This window comes from Thermoanaerobacterium thermosulfurigenes, from assembly GCF_051201035.1.
Taxonomy (GTDB): Bacteria; Bacillota; Thermoanaerobacteria; order Thermoanaerobacterales; family Thermoanaerobacteraceae; genus Thermoanaerobacterium; species Thermoanaerobacterium thermosulfurigenes.
Map to the genome: position 1 here is coordinate 69876 of NZ_JBPODR010000001.1, position 12609 is coordinate 82484.

General features: G+C 34.4%; 14 protein-coding genes and 2 tRNA genes. 2 read left to right on the forward strand and 14 right to left on the reverse strand.

What is annotated here, in order from left to right; all coding sequences use genetic code 11:
- Positions 1-13: 13 nt before the first annotated feature.
- From HNR52_RS00365 to HNR52_RS00395, 7 genes are all read right to left on the reverse strand, one after another.
- A complete protein-coding gene (locus HNR52_RS00365; protein WP_435619373.1) occupies positions 14-1174 on the reverse strand; it encodes a SpoIIE family protein phosphatase in 1161 nt (386 codons plus the stop codon).
- Positions 1171-2889 (reverse strand): [Fe-Fe] hydrogenase large subunit C-terminal domain-containing protein, encoded by a 1719-nt coding sequence (locus HNR52_RS00370; RefSeq protein ID WP_013787821.1) that lies wholly within the window; start codon positions 2887-2889, stop codon positions 1171-1173. The genes HNR52_RS00365 and HNR52_RS00370 overlap by 4 nt, the downstream gene beginning before the upstream one ends.
- Positions 2886-3131 (reverse strand): (2Fe-2S) ferredoxin domain-containing protein, encoded by a 246-nt coding sequence (locus HNR52_RS00375; RefSeq protein WP_435619374.1) that lies wholly within the window; start codon positions 3129-3131, stop codon positions 2886-2888. The genes HNR52_RS00370 and HNR52_RS00375 overlap by 4 nt, the downstream gene beginning before the upstream one ends.
- Positions 3132-3225: 94 nt before the next feature.
- The gene (locus tag HNR52_RS00380; RefSeq protein WP_435619375.1) at positions 3226-3480 is read right to left on the reverse strand and encodes a DUF3006 family protein; all 255 of its coding nucleotides are present in this window, start codon (positions 3478-3480) and stop codon (positions 3226-3228) included.
- 43 nt (positions 3481-3523) lie between these two features.
- Positions 3524-3790 (reverse strand): metal-sensitive transcriptional regulator, encoded by a 267-nt coding sequence (locus tag HNR52_RS00385; RefSeq protein WP_013787818.1) that lies wholly within the window; start codon positions 3788-3790, stop codon positions 3524-3526.
- A gap of 12 nt (positions 3791-3802) precedes the next feature.
- The gene (locus HNR52_RS00390; RefSeq protein ID WP_013787817.1) at positions 3803-4915 is read right to left on the reverse strand and encodes a glycosyltransferase; all 1113 of its coding nucleotides are present in this window, start codon (positions 4913-4915) and stop codon (positions 3803-3805) included.
- Between the two features lie 57 nt (positions 4916-4972).
- Positions 4973-5641, reverse strand: coding sequence for a hypothetical protein (locus tag HNR52_RS00395; RefSeq protein WP_435619376.1), 669 nt, complete (start codon positions 5639-5641; stop codon positions 4973-4975).
- Positions 5642-5768: 127 nt separating this feature from the next.
- On the opposite strand from HNR52_RS00395, the gene HNR52_RS00400 reads away from it, so the two are divergent.
- The gene (locus tag HNR52_RS00400; protein WP_435619377.1) at positions 5769-7139 is read left to right on the forward strand and encodes a hypothetical protein; all 1371 of its coding nucleotides are present in this window, start codon (positions 5769-5771) and stop codon (positions 7137-7139) included.
- Here the strand turns inward: HNR52_RS00400 and HNR52_RS00405 are convergent.
- Complete coding sequence (locus tag HNR52_RS00405) at positions 7123-7380, reverse strand: putative Se/S carrier protein (RefSeq protein ID WP_013787814.1); 258 nt, start codon at positions 7378-7380, stop codon at positions 7123-7125. The genes HNR52_RS00400 and HNR52_RS00405 overlap by 17 nt on opposite strands.
- Positions 7381-7508: 128 nt before the next feature.
- On the opposite strand from HNR52_RS00405, the gene HNR52_RS00410 reads away from it, so the two are divergent.
- The gene (locus HNR52_RS00410; RefSeq protein ID WP_435619378.1) at positions 7509-8291 is read left to right on the forward strand and encodes a CAP domain-containing protein; all 783 of its coding nucleotides are present in this window, start codon (positions 7509-7511) and stop codon (positions 8289-8291) included.
- A 44-nt stretch (positions 8292-8335) separates the two neighbouring features.
- Here the strand turns inward: HNR52_RS00410 and HNR52_RS00415 are convergent, their stop codons facing one another.
- The 6 genes from HNR52_RS00415 to yunB all read right to left on the reverse strand — a co-directional run bounded on the left by HNR52_RS00415 (position 8336) and on the right by yunB (position 12588).
- Positions 8336-9739 carry an aminopeptidase gene (locus tag HNR52_RS00415; RefSeq protein ID WP_435619379.1) on the reverse strand — a complete coding sequence of 468 codons (1404 nt, stop codon included), beginning with the start codon at positions 9737-9739 and terminating at the stop codon, positions 8336-8338.
- Between the two features lie 68 nt (positions 9740-9807).
- Entirely contained in the window at positions 9808-10440 is a 633-nt protein-coding gene (locus tag HNR52_RS00420) for a response regulator (RefSeq protein ID WP_435619380.1), read from the reverse strand.
- Positions 10433-11581, reverse strand: coding sequence for a sensor histidine kinase (locus HNR52_RS00425; protein WP_435619381.1), 1149 nt, complete (start codon positions 11579-11581; stop codon positions 10433-10435). The genes HNR52_RS00420 and HNR52_RS00425 overlap by 8 nt, the downstream gene beginning before the upstream one ends.
- A 107-nt stretch (positions 11582-11688) precedes the next feature.
- Positions 11689-11762 (reverse strand) — tRNA-Ile (locus tag HNR52_RS00430).
- 1 nt (position 11763) lies between these two features.
- Positions 11764-11839, reverse strand: a tRNA-Ala gene (locus tag HNR52_RS00435).
- A 38-nt stretch (positions 11840-11877) separates the two neighbouring features.
- Positions 11878-12588 carry a sporulation protein YunB gene (gene yunB, locus HNR52_RS00440; protein WP_435619382.1) on the reverse strand — a complete coding sequence of 237 codons (711 nt, stop codon included), beginning with the start codon at positions 12586-12588 and terminating at the stop codon, positions 11878-11880.
- Positions 12589-12609 lie beyond the last annotated feature (21 nt).

Sequence of the window (12609 nt, forward strand, 5' to 3'; positions counted from 1 at the left end):
CAATCTATCCTTTCTAAAAATAATTTACTTCCACATTTTTATTTAATCTCTCTAATAAGTTTATAAGCTCTTCCACAATCCTGACCTTTATTCTAAGATCAGATGGAAAATCAGGATTTTGATGGGCACTGTTTACAGCCTGACCCACTAAGAAATTTACGTCAGTAGCGTAATTTAAAATCTTAAACAACCGAGTTGCAGCATCTTTTCTTGAAAATCTCAATAAGTTTGAATCTTTATTCTCAATATATTCTTTGAAAATTTCAACAGTCTTTCTTAAAGTCAATACACCTTCTGTCACCAAATCAATTCCATCAATGTGTGCATAAGGTGGTATGTCAGGATCAATATACTCTGTAGATGTGATCACATCTTTATTTAAAATCCTGCTTACAATTTTTGCAGCAGTACCGCCACATACCACCTTTAATCCTTCACTTTTCATGAGTTTTCTCACAACCCATTCATCCATATTTTTCAAAACCGGTGGTCCTACCATTACTATAACTTTTTTCGATTCGTTAACTTTTATCACTATTGCAGTTGTATCATCACCTGGTTTATTCTTGTACAAATTATTGCAGGTTGTTATAAGCTGTGAGCAAATATCTGATGCATCGCTGTAGACTTCCAATATTTTTGATAAATATTGCTTGACATTATCCCACTGCCAGCCGAGATTTAATATTCCTCCTACACCTGCATGGATTACTCCGTCAGATACAACTATCAGTGAATCGTTCAAATCCAATTTGAAGCTGCTTTCAAAGATTTTCTTGTCACCTATTTCAACACAATTTCTGTCAATCTTCTTATACACACCATTCTTAAAATAAAACACAGATGGATTGTCATATTCAACCAGATGAGCATTATTGCCACATATAGAGACAACAGTAAATGTAGAATATGCTATATTCCTCTCTTTGCATATTGGCAATGTTTCAGCCACTGTTTCTACCACATCTTTTAGTTCAGAACCCATATCCAGCATTTTTGACACTATTCGTACTGTCAAAGTAGATAAAATGTTCGCCTTAACACCACTTCCAAGTCCATCTGCCATAACTGCCATTACATAATCTTTTTTTCTTATTATTTGAACACTATCTCCGCACAACTCTTCATCATACTTATTCAATGATGCATGTGCAATATCGATGTAATGACTCATTCATCATCACCTTGATTTAACAGCATATCTTTCATTTTGGTCAGTATGACTTTTGTCTCCGCGGTTGTTTCCCCTAACAAGCTGGCTATCTCTTGTGCAACTTTCATCTGTCTATCTATCACTTGCTGTGCTAACTGGTAGTTTTCCTTTTTAAGTTTTGAGAAACTTTCCTTTTGTTTCTCCATTTTCGTTATATCTGTAAAAATCCCAATGGCAATTTTATACTCTTCTAAATAGTAGATGCTTTCCAATGCTATGATTCCGTAATTTTTAAATGATACTTTCTTGTTGAAAATGCTTTTCTTATTTTCAATAACCTCTACAAAATCAGATATATCAAAGATCAACGATAGATCTTCACCTTTAACCATTGATGAATTCACTAAGAACATCTTCTCAAATGCTCTGTTCATATCTTGAATTTCATACTCGTTATTGACCGCAATTATGGCATTGGGAGTAGAGCTTATTATGATATTGGACAATGTTTCGGCCCTCCCCCTCATGTATGGCAAGCACATATAAGGTTCTGCCATTCCATTAAAGACTGCTATGGCCTTTTCCCTACAAGTGTCATAGCCACATGCACCGCAATTCAATTCATCTTCAGGTGAAAACTTGCCAATCTTCGATAGTATCTCTTTTATCTCGCTCTCGCTTGGCATCTTCCATTTATCGCTTAAATCAATAAACTTTCGACTTAAATCTAAAGAAAAATCGCTAAAGTCGCTGAAATCATCGTTAACTCTCTCCTTCACGCGAGAATAGCTTATAACTTCTTCCTTTCTTTTTGCAATTCCACTTTTTAACTTTCCAAATGCGGGACCATTGATACAACCGCCATCGCAAGCATTAGCTTCTATCCAATACCCATGTAAATTGCCATATCTTAAATCATTCAAAAGATCTTTCACATTCTCTATCGATGACACAGAGACAACCTTTCTTAAATTCAAATCAACATCCATGCAATCAATTGTTTTTCCTTCAATTGGATACAATTTGTACTGCTCTTCGACATCAACATCTTCCAAATAATCTTCCATATATTCAAAATCTACTTCATCTGTACCAAGCAAATTCATTACTTCTTCAAATGTCAATACAGCATCTATAGCTCCCTCACAACTAAAATCATTCATCTCAGCTTTTTTAGCAAGACACGGACCTATAAATACAACTTTCATGCTTTCACCGTACATGATTTTTATAGCCCTTCCAACAGCTACCATCGGTGATACGACTGGTACAAGGCAATTTATAAGATCTGGATAGTATTTTTCAACCAAATAATTTACGGATGGGCATGAAGTAGTGATTAAATTGTCATATTTCAAATCATTATAATACTTTTCATACTCCTTAGATATAAGCATAGCACCTACTGAGGTCTCAACTATCATTTCGGCTCCTAAACTTTTTAAAGCCTTCAAGAATTTTAAAGCATTATTATGCCCAACAAGTGCAGGATACGATGGAGCTACAGTGAAAACAACTTTTTCACCCCGATTTAAAAATGATTGCACTATTTCTACATCTGATCTAACTGTCTTCGCATTCTGAGGACAGATATTTAAACATCTTCCACATGCTATGCACCTGTATTCTATGATTTCAGCTTGTTCATTATTAACTTTTATCGCTTTTACTGGGCAGTATCTAATGCATTTATAGCAGTTTCTGCAATTGGCTTCTTTGAAATTAATGACACTCATTTTAGTTCACCTAAAACATATTCTTTAAAAAATTTTTCTACGTTATTAGGTTTAACTGATAAACACTTTCCATCATCAATTTTTACAGAAACCGCCCTTAAACAATTGCCCATGCAAAAATCAGCTTTTAATTCTACTTTGTCCTCAATACCGTAATCTTTGATCATTTTTTTTAATTTATTAATTACATCGTAGGAGCCTTTTAAGTGGCATGAGCTACCTACACAAACAGTAATAACCATAAAAATCACCCGTATACTGTATACAATTATTTTATTATATGGTAAAAGCTAAGTAAACAATAGTTAATTTATTAACAATTAGTGTTAAAAAAAATTAATCTTCTTCCATAGATTCTTCAATCATCTTTTTTAGTTTTCGTCCTCTTACATTGACATCCAATGAAATATCAATAGCATCTTCTTCAGCAATATTACTAGGAAGATACTTTGTGGGAATATTTATCTTCCTGTCATCATCAAGAACAACTATAGCTACGTCATCTTCTATCTTCTCTACAATACCATGTATTCTCACGTAAAACACCTTCTTTTTATTAATTATACACCCTTCTATTTCCATTATCAACATAGAGAAGGGTCTTTTCTGACCCTATTTTACTGCCAAATATTGCTCATTTTAAAAATTTAACTAATAAATCAACAACACTTTGAAGTTCCTCATAAGTTATCTTTCCATCTTCATTTGCAAGAAAGCACTGTTCAGCATGTTCATTTATGATTGACAATCCAACTTTTTCTAAAGAAGCTCTCACCGCTGCTATTTGAAGCAAAATGTTAGAACACCCTTTGTCTTCTTCCACCATTTTTTCGATTCCAGCTATATGCCCCTTTATGGTTTTTAATCTTAAAAGTACATCATCTTTTATACTTTTGGTCATAGCCATCACCTTTCAATTGTATTTTATAACTTTATCTAATTTTTCAAAAATTATGCTCATTTCTTTTTTAAAAAGTTCTTTCCAGTCAAACGTTTTAGCAAATTCCCTTCCGTTTCGTCCGTATATACTCATTTTATCATAATTTTCTATCAAATCTATAGCTTTTTCAACAAAATCCGATACATTGTACTCTATAGTTATACCACAATCATTTTCTTTAATCAATTTCCCTAAATCGCCAATGTCTGTTGCTATCACAGGAAGGCCAGATGCCATGTATTCTACAGCTTTAAGTGGAAAAGAATATTTTATTAGTTCCGTTGGAAAAAGCGTACAAAGTCCAATATCAGCTTTATTAAAATACAGCGGCAAATCGCTATACTTTACTTTTCCCAAAAAATGTACAACATCATTTACTTTGCAATCTCTCGACAATTTCCTAAGAACATGTTCATATTTTCCCTTCCCAAGTATCATCATCGAAACGTCATATTCTCGCCTTAAGATAGGAAGGGCTTTTATAGGCATCTCAACGCCTGACCAATGCTCTAACGAACCGCTAAATACAATGACTATTCCTTGATGTTTTTCCTTTCTGCCATTAAACAGTTCATAATTGACACCATTTGGTATGTAATATGGTGTAATGCCTGTCATGTTTTTTCTCAATTCTATCAAATGTTGATTTACAGAAAATGTAACATCAGAATTTTCAATGCAATATTTCTCCATGTTTTTTGTCCTCTCATAAATGTCCTCATATTCAAAAAACGCAGGAAAATAGTCGATATCTTCATAAGCCAAAAAACTTATTTTCCCAGCCTTCAGAAGTTCTACAGCAGTCAAACCTGCCCATGGACCTTGTGCAATACATATATCGTATTTAGAAGAATCAAGTTCAACGTATTTTTTATACAAAATCATCGGGCTAAAAAGACTTGCAAACTTAACAGGTATTCCTATATAAGTAATCGTACCTTCTTGCTTTTTTAATACCCCAAGATCGTCATACCTACAAAATACTACCGTCAAGTCATATTTGTCTTTTAAGTAATCTATCAAGTGATGACTTCTCTGCGGAAGTGAATTTAAAATATCGATAAATGTCATAAATAAAATTTTCATAAAAATCCTCCTATCATTGTTATGAGAAAAGCCAGCTTATGCTGGCTTTTCATATTTTTAATATGGTGAATATGGGGCTTTCTGCGGAGGAAATATAGGTGGGAATGGTCTCTGCATGAATTCATCACATACATTTGTCGGAAACTCCTCGCACTCAGGTGGTACTGGGCAGAATCCATACGAAGGTATCAATAATTGCACATCCATAGCAGATTTTATGATGATCCATACACCTATGATTACCTCTAATGTTGTTGGTGTTCCAACATTGACTCTACCAAATAAGCACTCTGCAACAGCTTCAAACTTCATGATGGCAATAGTTGGTTCTGGCACGTACAATACTATATCCTTATTAAACGTAGTTGTTAGTCCCGTCAATGTTTGAATATCGCCAGATGTATTTGTAATCACTACATCATATGTTACTTGGAATGTAGCCTGCACTCTTGCAAATCCAGGTCTTTCAGGAATAGGTGTAAGTGTAAATCCTGGAGGTGATACAAGTGTAACAGTCACATTTTCACAGCGTCCAAATGTTGGATTTGTGATGGTCGGGCAAAACGTTAATGGTGGTATGCTGTCTAAACACAATCTCTGTGAGCATGAATCGTATATCTTTGTAACTTCTATGCAAGTTATCTCTGTTGGTTCAGGAAGCTGACCTGGCTCTACTGGACCTGGTCCTACTTCTTGTTCTCCAATCAGCTTTTTAGCAAATGCCATTTTATTTCCCCCTTACGACTAAATTTTTGTTTAATTTGATTTTGCATATTTCTAGTTACAATATACGTAATAACCATAATATTTGTTACAAATAAAGAATATAATTTTAAATGAAAGGAGGTATTTTATGGACAAGGTGCTATTAAATTTTAAAGGCAAGGTGTACAAATTTTCATCAAATCGGAACTCTATTTTGTTAAATATAGCTGGTGAAAATTCGGATGAAATAAGCCTTATAGACAATACAATAAGCGATTTCGATGTTGGATTAAACTCGGATGAAATTTTAATCACATATTTTAGCAAAGAGCAAAACATAGTTTTAGCACATTTAAATGATGATAACAAAATAATCAAAAAGATTTTGTACCATTATAATGACAAATCATTTTTTGCAGATAACTTCAGATTAATAACGTCTGGTGGAACATTACATCTATTTTTTACAGAGCATAATCTATCATCACCCAAAAAATTGATTCTAAAGCATTTTGTACTCAATAAGACTTTCAAAGTTAATGACGTAGCTGTCATTTACAACAGCCAAATTAAGCCTTTCTACAGTGTAGCATCTGATAAATTCGGAATTATGCACTTAGTTTATGTAACAACCGAAAACACTCAAAAAATATACTATACAACGTATTTAAATGATACGTGGACTTTAAAGACTACAATTTCTGAAGCCATATCGCTTGAATATCCAAATATATCCATCGATGACAAACGAAACATTCATATATGCTGGATTGAGGAAAACATAATAAAAGAACTAAAGTATAGAAAAAAAGTCGATGGTGGATGGCCAAAAGGATCGTGGGACAAGAAAATCACTTTGTCATTTTCAGATGCAATTTTGTGGCCTTGCTTTAACATAATAGACACCACTATATGGTGTACATGGATTCAACAAGACACTTTTTACAGCGCTGTATCATCAGACGGCGGCAATAGTTTCTGCAAACCTTTTAAATTAGCTGAAAAGCCTTCGTCATATGAATTTGTAAAAAAAGTGGAAGATTCAATAGAAAAATTCACATTTTTAGATGATAACGGATTAGAGCTTCCTTTTAATAGAGTTAAAGATATCATATCATATGATAAAGATAATTACTTCACATTTTATATAAAAGAAGTCCAAGAATACTTAAGCACACTATCTAAAAAAATAGAAAACCTCCAAAAGGAAAAAGTACATTTAGAGAGAAATCTAAATCAAAAAAGCTATGAAATCGCACTTAAAAACAGAAATATTGAAGAACTTAAAGAAAATTTGAAGAAATATTATGAAGAAAGAATGAAGTACACTTCAAAAATTGACAATCTTAATTCTGTTTACAACAATGTCCTTTTGGAAAACGAAAAATTAAAAAAGCAGGTAAAAGATCTGCAAAATAAAATAATCATATTAAACTCAAAGCTTAATGAAAAAGTAGAAAATGGGACAATAGACAAAATAAAGTCAATTATCTTTGGAAAACCTAACGAACACCTATGACGGTATATCCGCTATATGTCTTTTCTACCTCATATATCCCTTTATAAGGGATATTTATTCTTTGTACTATTAATTTCACAATATCCACGTATTCAAGACCAAATTTCAAAGAATGGCTGCAGCTATTCATTATAGAGCGTGGCGTTGGTATAAATTCTACAGGTATATTGTTCTGCCTTAATACTTTGTCACACAACACTGCATGTTGATAAGAATAAAAGACTAATATCCCATATCTCATCTTTGCACCCCCTACTCACAGTATATTCAAAAATGCTACTATTGATAAGATTTCCTACGTGTCCATTAATTACTTAAAGGTTTTTTTCTTCTTTTGTCGAATAATTTTAATTAAGGGGTGTGATATTAGTGAAAAAAAATCTAAAGTACTATGCGACATTTGCAGTAATTTCATTGTCAATGATTAGCTCTTTTAATGCTGCAAAAGCTTCGTATTCTTACGGAACATATACAAACAACAATGTTGTCTACAATGGAACGACAACTTCAAATGCCACCACATCAAATTACTCTGTATTCAATACAGCCACAGTAAAAATAAATTATGTACAGGCAAATAACACAAATGCTTGGTACAACAACAATTATTGGTGGACTACAATGGCTAATAACACTGCAAATGTAAACCAGACGACAATTAATACAAAAGGAACTGTTACAACTACGACTACATCAGCCGGCAATTCATCTTCCAATGCTGTTGAAAGCGTCAAAAATAGTAGCGCACAACAAAATTATCAAGGGTTATCAGCACAAGAAAAGCAGTTGGTGGATCTCATAAATAGCGAAAGAACGTCAAGAGGCTTGAGTCCGCTTACCATCGATGAAAACCTATCAAAAGTAGCCAGGATAAAAGCTGAGGATATGAGGGACAACAACTATTTTTCTCACACGTCACCTACTTATGGCTCGCCATTTGATATGATGAAAGAATTTGGTATAAGTTACAATGCCGCTGCAGAAAACATAGCACTAAACAGCGATGTTGTAAGTGCTCATTATGCATTGATGAATTCCAGCGGTCATAGAGAAAATATCTTAAACCCTTATTTCAATAAAGTCGGCGTTGGCGTTGTCACAAACAGCACTGGAAACGGCGTAATTGTGGTAGAAATGTTTATAAATCAATAAAATTGCTAAAAAACACCGGCTATACCGGTGTTTTTAAATGACCTTTACCTACTTAAAAGGAAGGATCTATATGCTTTATATCCCATGTACAAGTCAAGTTTTGATGACAATTCATAAGGTGAATGCATGCTTAAAAGTGCAATGCCACAGTCAATAACCTCCATGCCATAATTTGCTGCAAAAAGTGCGACTGTTCCTCCGCCTCCAATGTCAACTTTTCCAAGCTCTCCTGTCTGCCATACTACATTATTTTCATTAAATATCTTTCTCACTTTTGCCACAAACTCAGCATTTGCATCATTTGATCCACTTTTTCCACGTGAACCTGTGTACTTCGTCAGGCATACACCATTTCCTATATATGAGCTGTTAAGTTTCTCACTTACATCAGGGTATAAAGGATCAAAGCCAGCATTTACATCTGCAGATAACAATTCTGCATTTCTCATGGCTGCTCTAAGCTTTATATCAGTGCTGCCTTCTTGCTTTTCCAAGATTTCCGCTATAGCATTTTCAAAAAATCTGGACTGCAATCCTGTATTTCCCATGCTTCCTATCTCTTCTTTGTCAGCAAATATAGCTACTGCAGTCTTTTCAGGATTGTCAACATCTAAAATAGCTCTAAGTACGTCATAAGCGCATATCCTATCATCTTGTCCGTAAGCACCTATCATACTTCTGTCAAAGCCTATATCCCTTGGTTTATGTGCTGGCACCAACTCCAACTCAGCACTTATAAAATCTTCTTCCACTATCCCATATTTCTCGTTTAAAATTTTCAATAAATTTGGCTTTACAGAAACGTCTTCAGACAAAGGCATATTTCCTATGACTGGGTTCAATGCTTCTCCAGTGACCACGTCAGCAGCTTTTTTCTCCATCTGATCTTTTCCAAGGTGAGGCAGTAAATCAGTTATATATAGCACAGGATCTTTTTCATCTTCTCCAAGGTTAAAAACGACTTTTTCGCCACTTTCTTTTATGACAACTCCGTGCAATGCCAATGGTATCGTAACCCACTGGTATTTCTTAATCCCCCCATAATAATGTGTCTTAAAAAGAGCAAGACCACTATCTTCGTATAATGGATTTGGTTTTAAATCAATCCTTGGTGAATCTATATGAGCGGCTGCTGCTTTAAATCCATTGCGGACAGAATCTTTTCCAATAACAGCTAAAATTACCGATTTGCCTTTATTGTCATAGTACACCTTTGTGCCTGGCTTTAAGTTTGTAGCTGTTTCTAAATTTATAAAGCCATTTTCTTCAGCAATCTTTATTATCCTGTCTGCAACTTCTCTCTCCGTCTTACACTCTCCTATGAATGCTTTGTAATCTTCTGCGTACTCAAATATCTTTTCCCTTTCATCGTCATTTACTTTAAGCCATCCATTTTTGCTTTTGTATCCTAATCTTTCTTCAATGTCTTTTAACTCGCCACTCTCCATTTCATACGCCTCCTAAACATTTTGGATTACATATTAACTATAAAATATTTTTGGAATAAAAGCAAATTTTATGTATGCATATTGTACATATTATTATTTTTTAATAAATATATGGCAGCTTGAGTCCTATCTTTTACATCTAATTTTCTAAATATATTGTACACGTGATTTTTGACTGTCTTTTCGCTTAAGAAGAGCCTATCTGCTATCTCTTTATTGCTATAACCTTCAGCGATTAAATTCAATATCTCAAACTCTCTGTCAGTAAGATCTTTTTTGCATTCATTCTTCTCTAAGCTTTCAATTTCCCTGATAAGTGAAGGATGTATGTAAACGCCTCCATTTGATATGATTCTTATAGCCTTTATAAGTTCATCTGAATCTGCATCTTTTAATATGTAACCTTCCACACCTATTTTCAATGCCTCCATAAGGTACTCTTTGTCATTGTAGATAGTCAAAAACATTATTTTATTTTTAGGATCATTGCTTTTAATCATCTTTGCAGCTTTAATGCCATTTACATTTGGCATGTTTATATCCATCAAAATTATATCTGGAGAATTATTTTTAGCCAAATTATAAGCTTCTTCTCCATCTGAGGCTTGATACACCACTTTCATATCTTCTTCTAATTCAATTATCTGTTTTAGCCCTTGACGCAAAAGCACATGGTCATCAGCTATCATAATGTTAATCATTGCACTTATCACCACCTAGCGGAATGGAAATGTAAATTTGAGTCCCATCATTAGGTGAACTGTTTATTTCAAATTTCCCGTTTAATATCTGAACTCTCTCCCGCATCCCCAACAGTCCAAATTTATTGTCTTGAGATGTCTTTTCAAAACCTACACCGTCATCTTTTATAATTATGCTTATAAATCGATCACCAAACTCTAATCGTATCACGGCATTCTTAGCCTTTGAGTGCTTCCGAATGTTTGTCAAGGCTTCCTGAATGACCCTAAAACAGGTTATTTCTATTTCAGGCTTTAATCGTTTATGTTCAGATAAGGTAATAAAATCCACATTTATTCCAGTATCATTTTTAAAGTCATTTATGTACTTTGACACAGCAGGTATTAAGCCTAAATCATCAAGAACGGACGGCCTTAAATCGTATATGATCTTTCTCACTTCTTTCAATGATAAATGTGCTATGTCTTTAAGATTTTTAAGCTCATCTTTAGCTTTTTCTACATCTTTGCTAATAAGTTTCTCGCATAGCTCTGCTTTTAATATTACATTTGCCATAGACTGGGCTGGACCATCGTGTATCTCGCGAGCGATCCTTTTCCTCTCATCTTCCTGAGCTTCTATTATGCGTATATTTAGAAGTTGCCTGTCTTTAAGCTCTTCGTACTGGCTGTGAAGCTTTGTCAAATCGCCTGTCAAGTAATCAAGGGCAACACCTATCTGTGTAGAAAGTTTTTCTGCTTTTTCTACAATTGCCCTATACTCAATGAGCTTTCTCTCCAACTCATTTCTTCTTGCTATAAGGTCTTTTTCTTCCTGCCTTTTTAAAATAAGCGCTACCTGAATCTCCTTCGCTTCTTCGTAAGCTTCCTTTATGGCATCCTCACTTATATTGCCAAAGCGCTGGCTTACATAAGCCAGTTTTAACTTAGAGCTTTTTTCTTTTCTTTCAAGTTGTTCTACCTCTTTTATAACAAATCTAACCTTGACTTTCAGCTCGTGTATCTGTTCTTCTAAAAGACGATACTCATTCCTTGTCCTCTCTAATATTTCTGAAATCTGCTCTTTGCTGCAACCTATAACTTCTATCGTCTTTTCTACTATGTTGTCAAGCTTTTTATCATATTCAAACTTGGAAGCCATTTTTACACCTCAAAGACAAATTTTATTTATCTAATTCGACAAAAATTTGCTAATTCCTCTATTTTTTAATTTTAGACATAAAAAAAAGACCCGCTAGGGTTTACAAATGGGCTTAGATGGACTTGAACCATCGACCTCACGCTTATCAGGCGTGCGCTCTTACCGCCTGAGCTACAAGCCCATGGTGGAGATGAGGAGATTCGAACTCCTGACCCCCTGCTTGCAAGGCAGGTGCTCTCCCAACTGAGCTACACCCCCGTCAAACAATTATTATTATACCATAATTTCTAATGTTGTCAATTGCTTTCTACATTAATTTTTGAATTTCCATTTGGAACAGGCACAGTGTACTTATTGCCATTGACGTCTACAAAGCTTTGAGGTACATCACCTACGATTATGCTGTCAGCAATAGGCATGTGGGTGGATACCTGTATTTGCTTTGATGCAAGTGGCGCAATTATTTGGATGTTTGTCTTTATGTAAAGATATATTATGTGCCTCGTCTGATTTATCCCTGCTGGTTCAAAGCTTGATTCAAAGTCTACATTCACCGAACCAATAGGCAGAAGTCCTACTTTTATCTTTGGGCCTGTGTTTGCAAATACATCCTTTGATATTAGACTACCAAGAGGCAGTTTCACGTACACCGATCCTATGCTGTTTAAATTATCCTGAACAGCTTGAGTAATCTTCGCAGATAAAATATTCATCTCTATCGTATTAGCTTGCAGCATCGATACTTTTCCACTGTTGTCAGTTCTTACATTTATAAGGTCGCTGTATTGAATACCTTTCAACACCTTTTCATTTATAGACTTATTGATAGATTTAACAGCCACTTCTTGAGCTACTGTCTCACTGGCTTTAATAAGAGCAGGTGTCAACCTGTATGTTACAAACATATACAGCAATGATAATATAAATAATGATGCCAAAACGTAAACAAAATTTTTGTTTATCCCACGTATTTTTATCCTCCTTCTTCCCCACTTTTTTCTCCTCATATATAAAAACACCTCCTCTAC